16 protein-coding genes and 1 tRNA gene are annotated in these 20,766 nt (G+C 44.9%); 14 read left to right on the top strand and 3 right to left on the bottom strand.

Translation table 11 applies throughout. The features are described 5' to 3' along the window. The first annotated feature begins 6 nt into the window (after positions 1-6). The 4 genes from A3IK_RS0107245 to folK all read left to right on the top strand — a co-directional run bounded on the left by A3IK_RS0107245 (position 7) and on the right by folK (position 3,174). Complete coding sequence (locus tag A3IK_RS0107245; protein WP_020559309.1) at positions 7-807, top strand: uracil-DNA glycosylase; 801 nt, start codon at positions 7-9, stop codon at positions 805-807. Next, a complete protein-coding gene (rimI, locus tag A3IK_RS0107240; protein ID WP_020559308.1) occupies positions 798-1,271 on the top strand; it encodes a ribosomal protein S18-alanine N-acetyltransferase in 474 nt (157 codons plus the stop codon). The genes A3IK_RS0107245 and rimI overlap by 10 nt, the downstream gene beginning before the upstream one ends. Positions 1,272-1,368: 97 nt before the next feature. Beyond that, the gene (pcnB, locus tag A3IK_RS0107235) at positions 1,369-2,649 is read left to right on the top strand and encodes a polynucleotide adenylyltransferase PcnB (RefSeq protein WP_020559307.1); all 1,281 of its coding nucleotides are present in this window, start codon (positions 1,369-1,371) and stop codon (positions 2,647-2,649) included. Positions 2,650-2,655: 6 nt separating this feature from the next. Next, positions 2,656-3,174, top strand: coding sequence for a 2-amino-4-hydroxy-6-hydroxymethyldihydropteridine diphosphokinase (folK, locus tag A3IK_RS0107230; protein WP_020559306.1), 519 nt, complete (start codon positions 2,656-2,658; stop codon positions 3,172-3,174). A gap of 4 nt (positions 3,175-3,178) precedes the next feature. On the opposite strand, the gene A3IK_RS18825 is transcribed toward folK, so the two are convergent. After that, on the bottom strand, positions 3,179-3,610 hold the full coding sequence (locus tag A3IK_RS18825; protein ID WP_020559305.1) for a GNAT family N-acetyltransferase: 432 nt from the start codon (positions 3,608-3,610) through the stop codon (positions 3,179-3,181). A gap of 512 nt (positions 3,611-4,122) precedes the next feature. Between A3IK_RS18825 and aqpZ the strand changes: the two genes are divergently transcribed. Together aqpZ and A3IK_RS0107215 are read left to right on the top strand one after the other, a co-directional pair. Next, a complete protein-coding gene (aqpZ, locus tag A3IK_RS0107220) occupies positions 4,123-4,848 on the top strand; it encodes an aquaporin Z (RefSeq protein ID WP_020559304.1) in 726 nt (241 codons plus the stop codon). Positions 4,849-5,042: 194 nt separating this feature from the next. Next, positions 5,043-5,432: a hypothetical protein gene (locus A3IK_RS0107215; protein WP_020559303.1), complete on the top strand. Its 390-nt coding sequence runs from the start codon at positions 5,043-5,045 to the stop codon at positions 5,430-5,432. Between the two features lie 27 nt (positions 5,433-5,459). On the opposite strand, the gene A3IK_RS0107210 is transcribed toward A3IK_RS0107215, so the two are convergent. Next, positions 5,460-6,950: a glutamate synthase subunit beta gene (locus A3IK_RS0107210; protein WP_020559302.1), complete on the bottom strand. Its 1,491-nt coding sequence runs from the start codon at positions 6,948-6,950 to the stop codon at positions 5,460-5,462. 11 nt (positions 6,951-6,961) lie between these two features. Beyond that, complete coding sequence (gene gltB, locus A3IK_RS0107205; protein WP_020559301.1) at positions 6,962-11,563, bottom strand: glutamate synthase large subunit; 4,602 nt, start codon at positions 11,561-11,563, stop codon at positions 6,962-6,964. Between the two features lie 158 nt (positions 11,564-11,721). On the opposite strand from gltB, the gene dnaG reads away from it, so the two are divergent. The 8 genes from dnaG (at position 11,722) to A3IK_RS0107160 (ending at position 20,731) form a co-directional block, all read left to right on the top strand. Further along, on the top strand, positions 11,722-13,488 hold the full coding sequence (gene dnaG / locus A3IK_RS0107200) for a DNA primase (protein ID WP_020559300.1): 1,767 nt from the start codon (positions 11,722-11,724) through the stop codon (positions 13,486-13,488). A gap of 84 nt (positions 13,489-13,572) precedes the next feature. Further along, positions 13,573-15,483, top strand: a complete 1,911-nt coding sequence (gene rpoD, locus A3IK_RS0107195) for an RNA polymerase sigma factor RpoD (RefSeq protein ID WP_020559299.1) — start codon at positions 13,573-13,575, stop codon at positions 15,481-15,483. 27 nt (positions 15,484-15,510) lie between these two features. Beyond that, positions 15,511-15,587 (top strand) — tRNA-Ile (locus A3IK_RS0107190). A gap of 99 nt (positions 15,588-15,686) precedes the next feature. After that, positions 15,687-16,664: a magnesium transporter CorA family protein gene (locus tag A3IK_RS20770; RefSeq protein ID WP_026220860.1), complete on the top strand. Its 978-nt coding sequence runs from the start codon at positions 15,687-15,689 to the stop codon at positions 16,662-16,664. A 102-nt stretch (positions 16,665-16,766) separates the two neighbouring features. Then, positions 16,767-17,825 (top strand): dihydroorotase, encoded by a 1,059-nt coding sequence (pyrC, locus tag A3IK_RS0107180; protein WP_020559298.1) that lies wholly within the window; start codon positions 16,767-16,769, stop codon positions 17,823-17,825. Between the two features lie 89 nt (positions 17,826-17,914). Beyond that, entirely contained in the window at positions 17,915-19,123 is a 1,209-nt protein-coding gene (locus A3IK_RS0107175) for a pyridoxal-phosphate-dependent aminotransferase family protein (protein ID WP_020559297.1), read from the top strand. A gap of 124 nt (positions 19,124-19,247) precedes the next feature. Then, positions 19,248-19,784 carry a YgaP family membrane protein gene (locus A3IK_RS20765; protein ID WP_020559296.1) on the top strand — a complete coding sequence of 179 codons (537 nt, stop codon included), beginning with the start codon at positions 19,248-19,250 and terminating at the stop codon, positions 19,782-19,784. A gap of 218 nt (positions 19,785-20,002) precedes the next feature. Beyond that, on the top strand, positions 20,003-20,731 hold the full coding sequence (locus tag A3IK_RS0107160; protein ID WP_020559295.1) for an SH3 domain-containing protein: 729 nt from the start codon (positions 20,003-20,005) through the stop codon (positions 20,729-20,731). Positions 20,732-20,766: the final 35 nt, after the last annotated feature.

Here is a 20,766-nt window from a genome sequence, read left to right as displayed (position 1 = left end):
GTGCTAATGAATGCTGCTGAGCAAAGTCGTTATTTAGCTGCCATGGGGATTCCGGTGTGGAGACCCAAGGCAGAAATGGCGTTGCCAGTGGCAATTGAAGTACTAGAGCCGCCTACTCAAGCGCATACGCCTATGCCAGAGTCGTTACATTTAGCGACTTTGGCGGATGAGCCTGCCATTATTACTCCTCACTCTAAGTCTGTTGAAGTACCATCAAGTGCTAAAGCACAGATCATATCGAGTGCTGATTTAGACTGGGAAGCGTTACAACAGGCGGTGAGTACCTGTACCCGTTGTAGCTTAGCTAAAACACGCACGAAGACCGTGTTTGGCACGGGGCATGTACAGGCTGATTGGCTGATAGTAGGCGAAGCCCCCGGAGCCGATGAAGATCGGCAAGGTGAACCCTTTGTCGGGCGAGCGGGGCAACTACTGACCAGTATGTTAGCCGCTATTGGTCTTCAGCGAGAGCAAGTTTATATTCTCAATATGCTCAAATGTCGTCCGCCGAATAATCGCGATCCTTCAGTGGAAGAAGTAACCTTATGTCGTGGCTATTTAGAACGGCAAATTGAGCTAATACAACCTAAATTGATTTTAGTGGTAGGGCGCATTGCCGCACAGCATTTACTCAATACCGATGCACCTTTAGGGCGGCTACGCGGGCAAGTGCATACTCTGCCTAGTACTAAAACACCGGTAGTGGTGACGTATCATCCTGCCTATTTACTGCGTAAGCCGTTGGATAAACGTAAGGCTTGGCAAGATTTACAAATCGCTCGGCAATTAACACAAACATGGTCATGACACATCCTTTGGCACTACGCCCTATGGGGGAAAGCGATCTCCCAACGATTATGGACATTGAAGCGCGTGCCTATCCTTATCCTTGGTCATTGACGAACTTTAAGGATTGTTTGAAACATAAGTATGATTGTTGGGTTTATGAGCAAAACCAGCGTATCATGGCGTATGCTGTACTGATGTTAGTCATAGATGAGCTGAGTATTTTAAATATTTGTGTTGATCCACAGTATCAAAAGCAAGGCTTAGGCAGTGCATTACTCGCCACCATTGAGGAATTAGCCCAAGGGCGGGGTATGAGTAATTGTTTTTTAGAAGTACGTCCCTCCAATAAACCCGCGTTGCGACTTTATCAGCAGCATGGGTTTCATGAGGTTGGGCTACGTAAGCGTTATTATCCGGCTGCTATAGGGCGTGAGGATGCAATTGTGATGGCTAAGGCCATCTTCCCTAGTGATTCCCTCTAGGTGTCCGCGCAACATAGTGGTAATATCACCAGTTTCAACCTGTCGATGTTGTTTTTAAGTGACAGACCATAATCAACCATTAGTAGAAGAAGAGGTAATGATAGAGCAAACTATGGAGTTGCCTGCTTCATTACATCCCATTAGCTCCGATAAAATTTGTAAGCGCTCATTTGAGGTTGTACAAAGATTGCAACAAGCTGGCCATCAAGCCTATTTGGTGGGGGGGTGTGTGCGCGACCTATTATTAGGGCAAACCCCTAAGGATTTTGATATAGCCACTAGCGCTCATCCTGAACAGGTGAGGCGTTTGTTTTCGTCTTGCCGTTTAATTGGACGCCGTTTCCGCTTAGCCCATATTTATTTTGGACGCGATTATATTGAGGTAGCGACCTTCAGAGCACCGCATGACAGTGGTGCCGAGGGACAAGGACAAGTCAATGATGACGGGCGCATTACCCACGACAATGTCTATGGCACCCTCGAAGAGGATGTGTGGCGGCGTGATTTCACCATTAATGCCCTGTTCTATGACCCGATTCAAAATGAAATTTTGGATTATGTCGGGGGATTACGCGATCTAGAAGAGCGACGGATTCGTCTCATCGGCGACCCTGAAAGCCGTTTCCGTGAAGACCCGGTGCGTATGCTGCGAGCCGTGCGTTTTGCGGCTAAATTAGATTTCAGTATTAGCCCCGAAACCCGTGATTTGATCTTGCCCATGGCGCCGTTATTAGATGGCGTGGCTTCAGCACGGTTATTCGATGAAATTCTCAAAATGCTACATAGCGGTGCGGGTAGACGTACTTTTGAGTTATTGCGCGAATATGACATTCTGCCGTTCTTATTGCCGGTAACTGACGATAGCTTATATGAAGATAGTACGGGTATTTTTGCGCGTTTATTAGAAATATCGTTGAATAATACAGATCGACGCGTGCGTTCGGGCTTGTCTGTGATGCCGCCTTTTTTATATGCCGTTTTACTGTGGCATAAGGTCAGTACTCTAGCGCTACAGATTCAAGAAGACGATTATCCTGAAATGCAGGCTATGCAAATTGCTGCGAGTGAAGTATTAAACGAGCAAGTTGATTTTACGGCTATTCCTCGGCGTTTTAGTAATATTACCCGTGAAATTTGGGGCTTACAGTTACGCTTTAGAGTGCGCGATTTACGCCGTGCGAGTGCGTTATTGCATAATAATCGCTTTCGAGCCGCCTATGATTTCTTATGCTTGCGAGCGCAAGCGGGTGAGCCGGTGGCGGATGATTGTGCTTGGTGGACAGCCTTTCAAGAGGCAGAGGGTGAGGCACGCGTAGCTTTGTGTGAAAAACCGGATCGTTCTCGCACCCGAAATAATCGGCGGCGGCGGCGGAGCTAGTGCCCTATGGATGAAAATGTTGAGCGGCATTTAGTCTATATCGGTTTGGGTAGTAATCTAGGCGACTCGGTTACTATCCTGCGCTCAGCGCTTGCCACACTACGCTCACACTCGGCTATTGATACCCTGCGAGTATCACGCCTATATCGCTCTAAACCCATAGGGCCACAAAATCAACCTGACTATTGGAATGCGGTAGCGAGTTTCTATACCACACTCACGCCAGAGGTGGTGCTGGCATTATTGTTAGCCATTGAAAAACAGCAAGGGCGTGAGCGTGAGTCATCCGTACGTTGGGGGGCGCGTACTTTGGATTTAGATATACTCTTGTATGAGCAATGCATAATGAGTACCGCTACACTGACTATTCCCCATCCCTATTTAACCGCCCGTGCTTTTGTGGTTTATCCTTTATTAGATTTAGACCCAAAGTTAGTTTTGCCAACAGGGGAAGCATTAACAAATTATCTTCCCTCTTTACAAGAGCAGGCGAGTACCTTAGAAATAAGCGCTTTCACACTTTAATATATTAATTAAGTGGACATTCCATTCGGGCTAATACTTCAGTCTTTTCAGTGACTTCAAAACCATGGCGACGATATAAATTCATCGCGGGATTATCCACAAATACCAATAAACTCATGAGTTGTTTTTTGCGGATTTGCGCTAATTGCTTCATATAATGTAATACATAACTACCAATGCCTTGCCCTTGTAGGTCTGGAAGTAGTTGTAGGTCGGCTAGATAGCAGGTTCGATCATCCTCTTCTAAACGTATTACCCCAATGCACTGTTGTTGGTGGTGAATACCAAAGTTTTCGGATTTTTGCCAATTTTTCAAAAAACAGGGTGTTTCCCAGCCAATCTGATGTTTTTCATAATAATAGTGCATATTGCTGTACGTTAGTGCTAAAGCGAAATCATAGTCAACAGTAGGCGTTATTTTTACGGTTATAGTCATGGTTAAAATCCAGTGCTTACTTTCTAATTCTTGCTGAGTTAAATTCTTGAAAGATATTATTTTTATTTATCCGTCATCTTACTTATCAATACTATAAAATAAATATTAGGACTTACACATTAACGGTAGCATGAAACGGTAGATTAGGTTAATCTCTGCCCCCGATGAAGTTTCCGATAAATGAAGGGGCTATACCAGTATAACTTTTGCGGCTACTGCTAGGTAGTCTGGGGCAAGATTAAAGACAAACCTGTTCGCCGTTCCTAGGCGATTGAAACTTCAAATTTTAAAGATCATCGCAAGGGTTCTATACCTAGCTCCTAAATTTAGTACAACAGGTCTTGTCAGATAGAGTAAAATTTATTCTATAATCTAGATGCTGTCTTATCTAGCCTTATTACTACGAGTGGGCAGTAGTAGCTAGTGGGTCATCGGGGCGATATTAATATAAACCCCCCGCTACTAGCCAGATCTTAGGATGAGTATTAAAAGTGAAACAATATGGAGATTATATGAATCTTATTAACCGCTTATTAGCCGAGTTTATCGGTACGTTTTGGCTGGTATTAGGAGGCTGCGGTAGCGCGGTACTCGCGGCTGCTTTTCCTGATGTAGGTATTGGGCTATTAGGTGTGTCATTCGCCTTCGGTTTAACCGTATTAACGATGGCTTATGCAATTGGGCATATTTCTGGTTGTCATTTAAATCCAGCAGTATCCTTAGGTTTATTTGTCGGTGGACGTTTCCCTGCACGGGATTTGCTACCTTATATGGCAGCTCAAGTTGCCGGAGCGATAGTAGCCGCCATTGTTCTTTATATGATTGCTAGTGGTAAGCCTGGTGCTGATGTGATTGCTGGGGGCTTAGCTTCTAATGGTTATGGTGATGCATCACCGGGTAAATACAGCATGATGTCTGGCTTCTTAATGGAAGTTGTGATGACAGGTATGTTCTTAATCATTATTTTAGGCGCAACAGATGGTCGTGCACCAGCAGGCTTTGCTCCTATAGCAATTGGTTTAGGCTTAACCTTGATTCATTTAATCAGTATTCCGGTAACTAATACTTCTGTGAATCCTGCACGTAGTACAGGACCTGCATTAATAGTAGGGGGTGCAGCCTTACAACAATTATGGTTGTTCTGGATTGCTCCTTTTATCGGTGCTGCATTAGGTGGTGTTATTTATCGTGTTATTGGTCGTAATAATCGTCCAGAAATCGTAGGGGATGGTAGCTAAGCATTTCGTTAATCGATTAGCTTATCTCTTAAGTAAAAAAGCGCCTCTGAGTTAGGCGCTTTTTTTATGGGTGCATAAGTAATTCAATACACCATCTATCTTAGGGTTTACACCAACGCACCTAATCCTTAGGTACTCAGCAACACTCTTTAGGCTATAACAGTGACATTGCTGTTGGAAATAGGGAGATTGCTATGAATATATTGACAGTATCAGCTTATCAACGCTGGCAACAAGTCGTGTTCTGGTTGAGCTGGTTAGGGATGTTGGTGCCGGGCTATATATTGACCTTTGGCACATTTCGCATGGCGCAATTAGTTTGGAATGGTTATCAAGATAGAATGGATTGGTTAATGCTAGCCATTTTAGCTTTAGGTGCTTTTTCTGTGGTTTTAACCGCTATTTTAACCTATTGGGCTTATCGGACAGCGAGCCGTGGCTATTGGAATTTAATGTTTTGGCAAATAGTGGGATTAGTGGGAATACCTTTAATTGTCATGCTAGCCTGTATTGGCGTGTATTTTCAATTAGAGTTAAATGGTGTGCTCCCCAATATACCTAGTAATCTAAGGCTAGCTCATTAAGAGCTAGCCCTAAAAAAGTGTGATGGATTAGGGTAGGGATGTTGTTCCCATTAAATAACGATCACACTCACGGGCGGCTTGACGACCTTCGCGAATCGCCCAGACCACTAAACTTTGACCGCGACGCATATCACCGGCGGCAAATACCCCCGGTAAATTAGTCGCATAGACCCCTTCGGTCGCTTTGACATTACCACGTGGATCAGTATCTAGGGTTAAGTCACCAATTAAAGTCTTTTCAGGGCCAGTAAAACCCATGGCTAATAAGACTAATTGAGCAGGATGCTCTTTTATAGAGCCTTCTACCTCAACGAGATTCATCCGCCCATCGGCTCCTTTTTCCCATTTTACCTCAACGGTTTGAATAGCTTTTAGGTTACCTTGCTCATCTCCTATGAACTGCTTAGTAGAGACTAAATAGCTCCGAGGATCAGCACCAAACACGGCTGCGGCTTCTTCTTGACCATAGTCTACTTTGTAAACCATAGGCCACTCAGGCCAAGGATTACTCGGAGCACGTTGATCAGGCAGACGTGGCATGATTTCCAATTGGGTCACTGAGCGACAACCATGACGAATCGAGGTAGCCACACAATCTGTGCCAGTATCACCACCACCAATCACAATCACATCCTTACCAGCGGCGGAAATATACGCCCCATCTTGTAGATGAGAATCTAATAGGCTACGGGTGTTCTTGGTTAGGAACTCCATAGCCAAATGCACACCTTTCAACTCACGTCCGGGGACGGGTAAATCACGTCCTTGGGTCGCACCCGCGCAGAGTACGACGGCATCATAGTCAGAGCGCAGTTGTTGAGCGCTGATATTTTTACCCACTTCAACACCAGTACGGAACTCCACACCTTCAGCCGCCATAAGGTCAACGCGACGTTGTACCACATCGACTTTGTCCAGCTTCATATTGGGAATACCGTACATGAGTAGACCGCCAATGCGATCAGCCCGCTCAAACACAGTCACTGTGTGACCTGCTTTATTTAGCTGATCAGCACAGGCTAGACCTGAAGGGCCTGAGCCTACTACGGCAACTTTTTTACCTGTACGTGTTTCAGGCGGTTGAGGTTTTATCCAGCCATGCTCATAAGCTTTATCAATGATAGTGACTTCATTGAGCTTAATGGTGACGGGTGGCTCATGTAAGCCTAAAGTGCATGACCCTTCGCAAGGGGCTGGACAGACCCGCCCGGTAAACTCAGGGAAATTATTGGTCATGCGTAGGCGCTCATACGCTTCACGCCATAAGCCTTGATAAATCATATCATTCCACTCTGGAATGAGATTATTCACCGGACAGCCACTCGCCCCTCCGGGTAATATGCGCCCAGTTTGGCAAAAGGGAACGCCACACTCCATGCAGCGTGCGCCCTGAGTTTGTGCTTGACCTTCATGATCGAAATGTAAGTGAAATTCGCGCCAATCTTTAATCCGTTCAAGCGGCGCACGGTCAGGTGGAAGTTCCCGATTGAACTCCATAAAGCCGGTTGGTTTGCCCATTCATAAACTCCTTAGTTACCGCTTGCCCGTGAAGCATCATTGTTATTAGCATAGAAAGCTGCCAATAGTGCTTCCTGACCCGTAATACCCTGTTGCTCAAATGACTTAACCGTATCTAGCATCCGTTTGTAGTCATTGGGCATGACGCGTACAAAACTTTTTAAGGTTTGTTCCCAGTTGCTCAGTAGTTGGCTGCCACGCGCACTGCCGGTGTTGAGTACATGCTTTTCAATCATGGTTTTGACAAAAGCAATATCATCTTCTTCGCTAAGAGCGCTATAAGTGACCATCTCACGATTACCACTTTCAGCTAAAATGCCTGTAGGGTCATAGACAAAAGCAATACCCCCTGACATACCCGCACCAAAGTTACGTCCGACTTTGCCTAAGACAACAACATGACCGCCCGTCATATATTCACAGGCATGATCACCTGTCCCTTCAACCACGACATTTACGCCAGAATTACGGACACAGAAACGTTCACCCGCGACACCTCGAATAAAGGCTTCACCCGAATTAGCACCAAAGAAGGCCACATTACCCACAACAATATTGTCTTCAGCGATATAGTGTGCATCTTTAGGCGGATAGACAATAATCTTGCCACCCGATAGACCCTTACCAATATAGTCATTGGTATCGCCTTCTAGCTCTAATGTCATCCCTTGAGGTGTGAAAGCACCAAAGCTTTGTCCGGCGGAGCCATTAAATTTCAGGTAAATCGTGTCCTCAGGTAAACCGTTAGCACCATATTTACGCGTAATTTCGGCACCTGTAATCGTACCGACTACCCGATCAATATTATGAATCGGGAAGCTCGCTTGCATAGGTGTACCGCTCTCAATAGCCGCTTTACACGCAGGCAGAATTTCACGCTCGTCTAGGGTTTTGTCTATGCCATGATCTTGCGTGCGCGTGCAATAAATACCATCTAAATCCGGCACATTAGGGCTATATAACAAGGCACTTAAATCAAGATTTTGTGCTTTCCAATGCCCTTTGTAGGTAGCTTGATAAAGCTTGTCAGTACGACCAATCATTTCATCAATAGTACGGAAACCTAGTTTTGCCATGATTTCACGCATTTCTTGCGCGATAAAGGTGAGTAGATTGACGACATATTGCGGATCACCGGAGTATTTTTTACGTAACTCAGGATTTTGTGTCGCAATACCGACCGGGCACGTATCGAGATGGCAGACGCGCATCATTACACAGCCTAAAGACACCAGCGGCATAGTGGCAAAGCCATATTCCTCAGCGCCTAAGAGTGCAGCAATGACCACATCACGCCCACTCATTAATTTACCATCCGTTTCTAACCGTACCCGGCTGCGTAAATTATTGAGCATCAGGGTTTGATGCGTTTCTGCTAAGCCTAATTCCCACGGTAGACCCGCATGTTGCAAGCTGGTTTTAGGCGAGGCACCCGTACCACCATCATAGCCAGAGACTAGAATGACATCGGCCTTACCCTTAGCAACACCCGCTGCAATCGTACCAACACCCACCTCAGAGACTAATTTCACATTAATCCGAGCATGTTTATTAGCATTTTTCAGGTCATAGATGAGCTGCGATAAATCCTCAATCGAGTAAATATCATGATGCGGTGGGGGCGAAATTAAACCCACACCCGGTGTCGTACCCCGTGCCTCGGCAACCCATGGATAGACTTTACGTCCGGGGAGTTGACCGCCTTCACCTGGCTTCGCGCCTTGAGCCAGCTTAATTTGGAGTTCTTTAGCATTATTCAGGTAATAACTGCTGACTCCAAACCGGCCTGAAGCCACTTGCTTAATCGCACTCGAACGTGAATCGCCATTAGCATCAGGAATATAACGCCGTGGATCTTCACCACCTTCGCCTGAATTAGACTTACCACCAATGCGATTCATAGCAATAGCAAGAGCTTCATGCGCTTCTTGGCTGATGGAACCAAATGACATAGCCCCTGATTTAAAGCGCTTGAGAATATTCTCAACTGGCTCTACTTCCTCTAAGGGAATCGGCTGATCGGCAAATTTAAATTCGAGCAGGTTACGCAGATTAAATTTAACCTCAGGGTCATTATTTAATTTAGCGGTATATTGCTTGAATAGGTTGTAGTCATTCGCACGCGTGGCTTTTTGCAGCATGTAAATGATTTCAGGACTGTATTGATGCTCTTCTTCACCACTACGCCATTGGAAGACTCCCCCAGAATTTAGGGTACGCAAGGCACTATCATGCTGCCCATAGGCGTGCTTATGACGGCGCAAGGTTTCTTCGGCAATGACTTCAAGAGTAATACCGCCAATACGTGTTGCAGTCGCGGTAAAATATCTATCAACAACCGATTTATGTACCCCTAAGGCTTCAAAAATCTGAGCGCCACGATAAGACTGTACGGTTGAAATACCGATCTTCGACATGACCTTAATCACGCCTTTAGTGACCGCTTTCACATACTTATATACGGCTTCGTCGTGGGTTAAACCCGTCATTAAACCTTCACGAATTAAGTCATCTAAGGACTCAAACGCGGTATAAGGATTAATGGCTTGTGCGCCATAGCCGAGCAGGGTAGAGAAGTGATGTACTTCACGCGGTTCGCCAGACTCGATAATAAGGCTAACTTTAGGACGATTACCATGGCGGATGAGGTGATGGTGTAAACCTGAAACCGCTAATAAAGACGGAATAGGCGCATGTGTCGCATCAACACCCCGATCCGAGAGTACTAGAATATTAGCACCACCCTCAATCGCGTGATCCGCTGCATTAAACAGCTCTTTTAACGCAGGTTCTAAGCCTTGATTACCTTCGCTGGCCTTAAATAAAATCGGCAGGGTCACACACTTAAAGCCAGTATGATTGACCTGCTTAATTTTCATTAAGTCGGCATTATCTAGAATCGGCGTTTGCAGCAGAATTTGACGGCAGCTTTGCGCGGTGGGGTGAGTAATATCCCCTTCAGAGCCTAAAGTCGTCAAAGAAGAGGTAACAATCTCTTCCCGAATCGCATCAATCGGCGGGTTAGTGACCTGTGCAAATAACTGCTTAAAGTAGTTAAATAGTGGCTGAGGTTTGTCCGATAATACCGCTAGAGGTGAGTCGCAACCCATGGCTCCTAGTGGGTCAATACCATCACGTGCCATTGGTACGAGCACCTTACGAATATCTTCAAAGGTATAACCAAAGGCTTTTTGACGCTGAATCAGGGTATCATGGTCTGGGACTGGTACTTCTTCTGCATCGGGTAAGTCTTCTAGGGCAATGAGATTTTCTTTTAACCATGCCGCATAAGGTTTAGCCGAGGCGATTTGGTGTTTAATCTCTTGATCCGAGGTGATTTCACCTTTTGCCGTATCTACAATCAACATCCGACCCGGTTGCAGGCGTTGTTTAGAGATAATTTTAGTTTGATCTAAACTATCTAATACTCCCACTTCCGAGGCTAGAATAATCACATCATCACTAGTTAAATAATAACGTGAAGGACGTAAACCATTACGATCTAAGGTCGCACCGACTAGGGTGCCATCCGTAAAGCACATGGCAGCAGGACCATCCCAAGGCTCCATGAGGCAGCTATGGTATTGATAAAACGCCTTTTTCTCTGCTGACATGCTCTCATGGCCTGACCAAGGCTCTGGGATCATCATCATCATCGCGTGAGGTAGAGAGTAGCCAGAGAGATATAAAAACTCTAGGGCATTATCTAAACGCGCGGAGTCACTACCATGAGGATTAATAATAGGGAATACGGTATTAACATCAGTTCCGAATACTTCGGTTTTAATCAGTGCTTCCCGCGCATTCATCCAATTTTCATTACCGCGAATAGTGTTAATTTCACCATTATGAATCAGGTAACGATTCGGATGCGCCCGTTCCCAGCTTGGGAAGGTATTGGTCGAGAAACGTGAATGGATGAGTGCTATCGCTGATTCTACTAAAGGATTCGAGAGGTCAGGGTAAAACTCACGCACTTGTTCCGTGGTCAGCATGCCTTTATAGATAATCGTCCGAGAAGATAGGCTGCTAAAATAAATTCGTTTTGAGTCAGGCGTATCTGCTTGATTGATCGCATTTTGGGTGCGTTTGCGGATCACATAAAGTTTACGCTCAAACGCAAGGCCCGCTGGAGTAGAGGCAGGGCGGGCAATAAAAGCCTGACGAATCACCGGCATAGCTTCCAACGCACTTTTACCAATCGGTGCTGGATTAGTCGGTACATCGCGCCAGCCTAATAGCTCAAGATTTTCTTCCTTTACAATACGCGCAAAAGTCGCTTCACTATCGCTACGTGCGGAGGCATCTTGAGAGAGAAAAATCATTCCAACGGCATAGTCACCGCTAGCAGGCAAGGTAAAACCTAAGCGTTTGGCTTCTTCTGCAAAAAAAGCATGGGGTAGTTGGATCATAATCCCAGCACCATCGCCGGTGTTTTCTTCACAACCATGCGCACCACGATGCTCCATATGAGCCAAAATAGTCAGTGCGTCTTGAACGATAGCGTGAGATTTTTGGCCTTTTAGGTGTGCTACAAAGCCCATGCCGCAGGCATCATGTTCATACGCGGGGTCATAGAGGCCCTGCGTTTCTGGTAAATCAACGTATTTCATAGGAACCTACAGGCAACAAAAGGGTTGCTATTATGAAACAATTGACAAAGTTAAGGCTAGCACCTTGTCTCGATTTTTAGGGAGGACGTCCTCGCCCTCCATAATAACGCGACTTGGCGTTCAGCGCTATTTTGTTGACAACATAGGTACGATTTTGTATGGCGGGACGTATCCCTAGAGAGTTCATCGATCATTTATTGGCTAAAGTTGACATTGTGGATGTTATTCATGGTCGTGTGCCTTTAAAAAAACACGGTCGAGAGTATATGGCCTGCTGTCCTTTTCACAGTGAAAAGACCCCTTCTTTTACCGTAAGTCCTAATAAACAGTTTTATCATTGCTTTGGTTGTGGGGTACATGGGAGTGCTATTAGCTTTCTCATGGAATATGAAAATCTAGATTATATTGAGGCAATTGAATTATTAGCTCGCTCACAAGGATTAGAAATCCCCTATGAGCAAACAAAGGGAAATAAAGCCAGCACAGCTACAACCCAAAAAGCACAATTAGATACTTATGCCCTTATGGAGCAAGTGGCAAAGTTTTATCAACAACAATTACCCCAAGCCCCTAAAGCACAGGACTATCTAGCTCAACGCGAGGTGAGTGCGGAGCTGATTGAGCGTTTTCAATTGGGCTATGCACCAGAGGGTTGGGATATTCTGAGCAAAGCCTTTCCCCAACAAACTGCACTATTAATCGAGGGTGGGGTGCAGATTAAAAATGATAAAGGTCGTTATTACGATCGTTTTCGTGAGCGTTTAATGTTTCCGATTCGAGATCGTCAGGGGCGCGTGATTGGTTTTGGGGGGCGAGTATTAGGTGAAGGAACCCCTAAATACTTGAATTCTCCAGAAACACCCTTATTTCATAAAGGTCGTGAACTCTATGGTTTTTATGAGGCGCGTCAACAGATACGGCAGTTAGAGCGTTTAATAGTGGTGGAAGGGTATATGGATGTGATTGCCCTCGCCCAGTTTGGAATTAACTATGCAGTGGCGACCTTAGGTACGGCAACCACATCGGAGCATATACAGCGCCTATTTAAAACTGTATCCGAGGTTATTTTCTGCTTTGATGGGGATAGAGCAGGAAAGCAGGCTGCATGGCGAGCACTAGAGACCTGTTTGCCAGAGTTACGTGATGACCGTGAAGTACGGTTTTTATTTTTACCCCAAGGGGATGATCCTGATAGTTTAGTACGCAAAATAGGAACAGAGGCCTTTGAGGGGTTATATAGTTCGGCATTGAGTTTAACGGATTATTTGCTGGAGGATTTAAAAATGCGCTTTAATCTCGGTAATCGAGAGGGGCGGGCGCAATTATTAGATACTGCCTTAGGCTTATTAGGGCAGATGCCGGAGTTATTATTAAAAGAGCAGCTATTTAATGAGCTGAGTAAATTAACGGGGGTGGAGGTGGCGATTATTCGTAATAGTCGCTCATTACCTAATACCCCTATACCTAACTCCTATGAGGGTGCTAAAGATCAAGCGGTAAAACAAGGTATTAAACGTACCCCCTTAAGGTTGGTGATTGCTGGATTATTGTATGAACCTAGTTTAATTAAGCATATGATGAACCCAGAACAGTTAGTCCGCTTTCCACTACCAGGTATAGATTTATTGCTGACTTTAATTGAAATCATTGAGGAACAACCCCATATAGTAACAGCAGGGTTAGTAGAACGGTTACGTAATACCGAGTATGAGCCTCACCTAGCTAAAGCACTTACTTGGCTCAATCATCCGGTAGAATTAGCGATGTTAGAACAAGAGTTTATTGATAGTATTCAGCAAGTTGTGCGACAGGGGATGGAGCGTCAGTTAGAACAATTAGTCCATCGTGCCCAAACCAGCGAGCTAACTACACAAGAACAACATGATTTAAGTTCATTGCTAGCAGCAAGGCATCGCGCTAAATAATTTTAGCTACCGATAATCGGATATGACTTGCATTTTTGAGTTTTGTGTTATAATCGCGCGTCAATTTTTGAGGTTAGTCAGGGCATGAGTCAAACAGAACAGCAACAATCAGGATTAAAAGAGTTAATCGCACGGGGTAAAGAGCAGGGTTTCTTGACTTATGCCGAGGTCAATGACCATTTACCCGACACTATTGTTGATCCTGAACAAATCGAAGATATCGTTGCGATGATCAACGATATGGGAATTACCGTTTATGAGCATGCCCCTGATGCGGATTCTCTGCTCCTAAACGACGAGGCCGTCCAAGCCGATGATGAGGCGACTGAAGAAGCCGCTGCCGCACTCGCTAATATTGATGGTGACTTTGGGCGCACCACCGACCCTGTGCGTATGTATATGCGCGAAATGGGTACGGTCGAGCTATTAACGCGGGAAGGCGAGATTCAGATTGCCATTCGGATTGAGGAAGGCTTAAACGAGATTCTTAAGGCGTTAGCACAATACCCCGCATCGACCGAGGTATTGTTAGATATGTATGCTAAGGTAGCCACCGAAGAAATACGCCTGACGGATATTATTAATGGTTTTGTTAATCCAGACGAAGAATTAACACCTTTCCCCCTAGCTGTATTAGAGGATGAGCTAGCAGAGGCAGCGGCTGAGGCCGATGCTGAGGGCGTGGTCGCCGTAGAAGAGGACGAAGAGGTCGACGCAACAGCAGATCCCGTCGATACAGGGCCTGATCCTGAGGAAGCGGCGGTTAAATTTGCTGAGCTACAGGCTTTATTTGATCAAGTACAAGCACTGAATAAGGTTAAAGGCAAAACGAAAGCCACTGAATATTTAAAAGCACGCGAAGAGCTTGCGGCTAAATTCATGGAGTTTCGTCTAGCACAATTGGTGATTGACCAATTAACCCAACGTCTAAACGGTATTGTGGAGCGGATTCGTTATAATGAACGCGCCATGATGAAGTTAACGGTACAACACGCAGGTGTACAACGTAAGGACTTTATCGACTCCTTCCCACAAAACGAAACCAATATGAATTGGGTGGATGAGTTTATTGCTAAGTATCCTAAATACCAAGCCAGTTTTGAGCCGCTAAAATCGCAAGCTTTTGGTATTCAAAAACAATTGCTGGATATTGAGGATGAGTGCAGTTTAACTGTGGCTCAGATCAAAGAAATTAACCGCAGTATGTCGGTAGGCGAGGCAAAAGCACGCCGCGCCAAAAAAGAGATGGTCGAGGCGAATTTGCGTCTAGTGATCTCCATTGCGAAAAAATACACTAACCGTGGCTTACAATTCTTAGACCTGATTCAAGAGGGCAATATCGGCCTCATGAAAGCCGTGGATAAGTTTGAATACCGCCGTGGTTATAAGTTTTCGACCTATGCAACTTGGTGGATTCGTCAAGCGATTACCCGCTCTATTGCAGATCAGGCACGCACGATTCGTATTCCGGTGCATATGATTGAGACCATTAACAAGCTCAATCGTATTTCGCGTAAATTGCTGCAAGAAATGGGACGTGAGCCAACACCTGAAGAGTTAGCCGTAGCCATGGAGATGCCAGAGGATAAAATCCGTAAGGTACTTAAAATTGCTAAAGAGCCGATTTCGATGGAAACACCGATTGGTGATGATGAAGATTCGCACTTAGGTGATTTTATTGAGGATGGTAATATTCAGTCACCACTGGATTCAGCGACCGCTTCGAGTTTGTCGGAAATTACTCATGAAGTGCTGTCGAGCTTGACCTCTCGTGAAGCTAAGGTATTGCGTATGCGCTTCGGTATTGATATGAATACCGATCATACCTTGGAAGAGGTAGGCAAGCAGTTTGATGTAACGCGTGAGCGGATTCGTCAAATTGAGGCAAAAGCATTGAGAAAGTTGCGTCATCCCAGCCGATCAGATATGCTACGCAGCTTCTTGGAATATAGCGATATTCCTATTAATACGAACTTAGGTGGCAGTGAGCGCTAAGTTAGTTGGAACAGTTAAGTCTCTATAGGGCCTATAGCTCAGTTGGTTAGAGCAGGGGACTCATAATCCCTTGGTCGTAGGTTCAAGTCCTACTGGGCCCACCATTTCAAGCCTCTGTTATATTAAGTTATACAGAGGCTTTTTTATTGGTAGCTATTAAAAAAAAGGCTAGCGCCCATCGAATAAAGAGTAAGGGTATACCGATGGATATTATCTATTTTGATCCTAATACCTTGCGTGCCCAAGCACTGAGCCTTGAACAAGCCATTCAAACCGAGGGTATTCTATGGGTAGATATTTACCCACCTGATACCGAGTGGGAAAAAACGGTTGAGCAGCTACTAGGCTTTCCACTCTATGAGCAGCATATAAAAGATGCACATAATGCTCACCATCCTCCTTTTTATGATGCCACTCACGATTATGAGATGCTGGTCTTTCGTGCCTTAACCCATACCACCTTACACCTAGGCAGTTTTCAGGCCGAATCTTCGCCCGTTGTTTTCTTTATTAGCAGCAACGTATTAGTGAGTGTACACACCTCCCTAAAAACCGATTGCCATCTGCTGCGAACAAAATGGTTGCGAGGATTACCTCTGCGCACCCCATTATCAACGATTGGTATTTTAGGTTCGCTGTTGGGGTGGTTCACTGATCAATATCTCAGTATACGCGTACCTTTTGCTCAGCAATTAGAACATTGGCAAAAACAATTACTCGATCCCGATTCACGTTTTAATGATTGGCCTTCGCTATTACAGGCGAGTAGTCAACTACGCCATTTTCGTATGGGAACAGTGGAGCCACAAGAAGAAGCGCTGGATGCCTTTTTAGATGAAACGGCTTTACAGTTAGATATGCGTATTGAAGTGCGTTTAAGAGATGCTTTAGAACATTTTACCCGTGTCAGTCGTGATACCGAAACACTGCAAAATGATTTAGAAAATTTAGTACAAATTTATTTCTCCGCCACCAATCAACGCACTAATGAAGTTATTCGCGTGCTCACTATTGCCTCCGTTATTTTTCTACCCTTAAATTTATTAGCGGGTATTTATGGCATGAACTTCGAGCATATTCCGGGGTCAGGTGCCCATTTTGGTTTTTTTGAAGTATTAGCGGGTATGATGGGAATAACGATTGGAGTATTATTAATTTTGCATTGGAAACGTTGGTTATAAATAAAGCCTAACGCTAATTTTGTGCATAGCACCAAAAGGATTACATTATTTTGTGCCTAGTTCTGCTAGAATCTTTGGCCTTGTTGGAACGGATAGGCAGCAATGACAGCAAAAACCCTCACCATTACTCTTCCTGATGATTGGCATGTGCATTTACGCAGCGGAGCACTCTTAAACGCGGTATTGCCGTTTAGCGCTCGGCATTTTGGGCGAGCGATTGTGATGCCTAACCTTCAACCACCTGTAGTCAAAACCGCTGATGCGCTGGTTTATCGCCAAGAAATTGCTGCCGCCTTACCCGCTAATAGCCATTTTCAACCCTTAATGACCTTATACCTCACCGAACAGACCGACCCTGAAGATGTGAAACAGGGGTTTTTGAGTGGTGTTGTCACGGCTGTGAAGCTTTATCCCGCTGGTGCGACCACAAACTCAGCCGCTGGGGTGAAAAATATTGAAGCGGTGTATCCGGTACTAGAGGTCATGGAAGCGATTGGTATGCCTTTGCTGGTACATGGCGAGGTAGTCGATCCTGAGGTCGATATTTTTGATCGAGAAGCTGTATTTATTGAGAAAAAGCTGCAACCACTGCGTGTTCGTTTTCCTAAACTCAAAGTCGTATTTGAGCATTTAACGACTAAAGATGGAGTGGACTATGTGAAATCGTGTGCGCAATACACCGCCGCCACGCTCACACCGCATCATTTGGTAATTAATCGTAATGCGATGTTAGTCGGAGGGATTAAGCCGCATTATTATTGTTTGCCGGTTGCTAAACGTGAAATTCATCGTTTAGCCCTCGTAGAGGCGGCAACCTCAGGAGATGCTCGCTTTTTCCTCGGTACGGATTCCGCACCCCATTTAGATCAGGCCAAATTAAGTGCTTGCGGATGTGCGGGGATTTTTAATGTGGCGAATACCTTAAGTATTGTCACCCAAGTATTTGAAAATAATAATGCGTTAAACCAGCTAGAGCGCTTTACCTCCTATAATGGAGCACGGTTTTATGGCTTACCTATCAATCAAGGTCAGCTTGTGCTAGAGCGCCATAATGAACCATTGCCTGTGCCAGAGGCTCTATCTCTTAGCCAAGGTAGTTTAACGGTATTTGATCCCTTAATGCCTGTTTACTGGGCGGTTAAGCAGGTGATCACACCATAAGCTTTACTTTTTAACCCAAGCACTACCAGCGCTTTATCTGTCCTCGCTGCGGCGAGTTTCTGTAGTTGTTGAATGAGCCACTTAAAACGATGAACCAGTCTATTGCGATTCCTAGCATTGTATCGCTAGAGCATATCCTACCCGAAGAACCACTCTTGATGATGGGGGCTGGCCCTGTTCCACTCCCGCAAAAAGTGGCGGCAGCAAACTCTATTGTAATTAATCATTTAGGCGAAACGATGAGTAAAGTCATTCGCCAAGTGAAAGACATGGGGCGCTATGTATTCCAAACCTCCTCCTCACACGTTCTAGGTGTGGCAGGCCCTGGATCTGCCGCGATGGAAATGGCAATTGCCAATTTAATTCGCCCCAATGAGCGGGTATTGTGTATTTGTAATGGCTATTTTAGCCAACGCTTAGCCGAGTTAACGCGCCGAGTACGGGGTGAGGCGGTGATTTTAGAAACCCGTCCTAATGAGGGCGTGGATGTTGCCGAGGTCGAGCGAGTATTACAAACGGGGCATTTTGATGCGATTACCCTAGTACAAGGTGAAACTTCCAACACGGTACACAATAAGCATTTAGCCGAAGTCGCTCAACTAGGTAAACGTTATGGTTGCCTCGTGATTGTCGATGCGGTCTGTACACTCAGCACCATGCCCTTGGAAATGGATAATTGGGGGATTGATGCGATTATTACTGGCGGGCAAAAAGGTCTGTCATCCATTCCGGGGGTATCCTTACTCGCTTTTTCCGAGCAGGCTTGGAATAAAAAAATTGCTAATCGCCAAGAGTTACTCTTTCATTGGTGTTTAGATGCTCAACTTGCCGATCGCTTTTGGAATCAAAGCTCCTACCATTATACCGCGCCAGTATCGGGTATTTTAGCGTTGCATGAGGCTTTGCGTTTGGTGTGTGAAGAGACCTTAACTAAGCGTTTTGGACGTCATTTACGTTGTTCACGCGCCTTACAAGCAGGTATTGAAGGCATGGGTTTAGAGCTATTGATTGCAGAACCCCATCGCTTAAACTCCGTGATTGGTATTGTCGTACCTGAGCACGCTGCGGCAGATAATGTACGTAACTATATGTCGCAAGTGCATAAGGTGGAAATTTCCGGTGCGTTTGGCTTGAATATTCTGCGCATTGGGCAGATGGGAGAGCAGAGTCGCGCCCATAATTTATTCCGTACCCTACATGCGTTGGGTTCTAGTATGCGTGCCTCTGGGGTGAAATTAGATTTACCTACCGGGATGGCTGAGCTAGAACGAGTTTTATCGACTCCACTGCCCACTTAACGTACCCTAGGTTCAGTGCTAATTAATTCCTAGCATTAGCTAGGGATTTGTTATACTAATTCGCGATACAGACTAAGATTAAACTCAATCTATTGGATTACCATTATACTAAGGAGTGATAACTATGGCTTTAGAGCTTAATGTAGGTAGACAAGATCGCAATATTCGTATTGCAGTGGGTGGCGTATTAGCCGTACTGGGCTTGTGGAATGCTAGTTTTTGGCTCACCTTGATTGGTGTTATTGTGGTGGCGACCGGTTTATTTGGCTTTTGTGCTTTATATAAAGTACTCGGTATGAATACTGCTTCCAAAGCAGAGTCAGCTACGGCTACTCAAGACTTAAGCGAACGTGCCAGCCAAAATTTCGGTGAGTTTAAGCAAGAAGCCACTGAAACATACGAAGAAGCGAAAGAGAAAGCGACTGAAACATATGAAGAAGCGAAGGTGAAAGCCACTGAAACATATGAAGAAGCCAAAGTTAAAGCCAGTGAAGCGTATGATGATATTAAAGAAGAGGCTGAAAAATTAAGTGCTAAGGCAGCCGATGTCTATGAGGATGCGAAAAAAGAAGTCGGCGAGTTTGCAGAAACCGCACAGAAAAAAGCGGAACAAGTCGCTGATGCTGCTAAAGATGCAGTAGATAAGGTTAAAAAGTCTTAATACTAGTCTCCTTTTATCTTCTCCATAAGGCTCCATCTATTGATTAACGCTATTTCGTAGAATCTAGATGGAGCTATTTCTCCTCACTCCCCGTGATATGCTTCAAGCTTGTACAGCAATTTAGTCAAAAATCCACTATAACTTAAGACACAAACCTTTTTTGAACTATCTGATATCCATAGTGATTCAGCTTTTTAAATTAAACAGGAGTGTCTTACATGTCAAAACGTCGGATGATAGTGGGCTTATTAGTCAGTATGTTGGGATTAGGATCTGTTGTGGCGGATACTTATAAAATTGTTGGGGTAGCCACTGGTGATACTTTAAATGTGCGCCAACAGCCGGGCATGAGTGGCAAAGTGCTTTATAAACTCCCAACTAATGCCACTGAGGTCAGTGCTACTGGTAAAACTGCGCAAGTAGGTAAGACAGTCTGGGCAGAAATTAAGTACCAAAATAAAGTAGGTTGGGTAAACCAGCGTTATATTGCCGCTGATAAAGCCAAAACGACTACTAAAACATCTAATAAGACTGAAAAGACAGCCGTAGCCAAAGTAGAGCAAAAGCCAGAGGCTAAGGCTAAAGAAAAAGAAGTCGTCTCGCGTGCGCCCGCTCCTAAACCCTCAGGAAGCTGGGTATTAGTCTGTGGTAATACTGCACCTTTCTGGAAAGCTGAAATTTTACCCAAGTCTATTAATTTATATCAAGGTAATGATTACGCAGTTAATGTACCCATTACTTATAAAAATCAAGAGCATGGCGCTAAAAATGTGGCGGCTGTGACCGTGGTCAAAGGCTCGCGTGGTAAGGATCAAGTGAATTTGACGATTAAGTATAGTGGTCAGTGTCGCAGTTCCTTAGCTAAACGCCGTGTCTCCTTTAGAGTCAGTGGCAAAATGAACGGCGAAAAAATAGGCGGCTGTTGCTATTCTTATCCAGTAAGATAAACGCACAGTTGGATTAATTTTAAGCAGATCCGCTA

The sequence above is a fragment of the Thiofilum flexile DSM 14609 genome (genome assembly GCF_000380185.1).
Classification (GTDB): Bacteria; Pseudomonadota; Gammaproteobacteria; order Thiotrichales; family Thiotrichaceae; genus Thiofilum; species Thiofilum flexile.
This window is presented reverse-complemented; position numbering and strand designations above follow the sequence as displayed.

Coding starts and splice junctions, on each gene's coding strand:
- A3IK_RS0107245 (WP_020559309.1), top strand. CDS start 7: ATGAATGCTGCTGAGCAAAGTCGTTATTTAGCTGCCATGGGGATTCCG.
- rimI (WP_020559308.1), top strand. CDS start 798: ATGGTCATGACACATCCTTTGGCACTACGCCCTATGGGGGAAAGCGAT.
- pcnB (WP_020559307.1), top strand. CDS start 1,369: ATGATAGAGCAAACTATGGAGTTGCCTGCTTCATTACATCCCATTAGC.
- folK (WP_020559306.1), top strand. CDS start 2,656: ATGGATGAAAATGTTGAGCGGCATTTAGTCTATATCGGTTTGGGTAGT.
- A3IK_RS18825 (WP_020559305.1), bottom strand. CDS start 3,610: ATGACTATAACCGTAAAAATAACGCCTACTGTTGACTATGATTTCGCT.
- aqpZ (WP_020559304.1), top strand. CDS start 4,123: ATGAATCTTATTAACCGCTTATTAGCCGAGTTTATCGGTACGTTTTGG.
- A3IK_RS0107215 (WP_020559303.1), top strand. CDS start 5,043: ATGAATATATTGACAGTATCAGCTTATCAACGCTGGCAACAAGTCGTG.
- A3IK_RS0107210 (WP_020559302.1), bottom strand. CDS start 6,950: ATGGGCAAACCAACCGGCTTTATGGAGTTCAATCGGGAACTTCCACCT.
- gltB (WP_020559301.1), bottom strand. CDS start 11,563: ATGAAATACGTTGATTTACCAGAAACGCAGGGCCTCTATGACCCCGCG.
- dnaG (WP_020559300.1), top strand. CDS start 11,722: ATGGCGGGACGTATCCCTAGAGAGTTCATCGATCATTTATTGGCTAAA.
- rpoD (WP_020559299.1), top strand. CDS start 13,573: ATGAGTCAAACAGAACAGCAACAATCAGGATTAAAAGAGTTAATCGCA.
- A3IK_RS20770 (WP_026220860.1), top strand. CDS start 15,687: ATGGATATTATCTATTTTGATCCTAATACCTTGCGTGCCCAAGCACTG.
- pyrC (WP_020559298.1), top strand. CDS start 16,767: ATGACAGCAAAAACCCTCACCATTACTCTTCCTGATGATTGGCATGTG.
- A3IK_RS0107175 (WP_020559297.1), top strand. CDS start 17,915: ATGAACCAGTCTATTGCGATTCCTAGCATTGTATCGCTAGAGCATATC.
- A3IK_RS20765 (WP_020559296.1), top strand. CDS start 19,248: ATGGCTTTAGAGCTTAATGTAGGTAGACAAGATCGCAATATTCGTATT.
- A3IK_RS0107160 (WP_020559295.1), top strand. CDS start 20,003: ATGTCAAAACGTCGGATGATAGTGGGCTTATTAGTCAGTATGTTGGGA.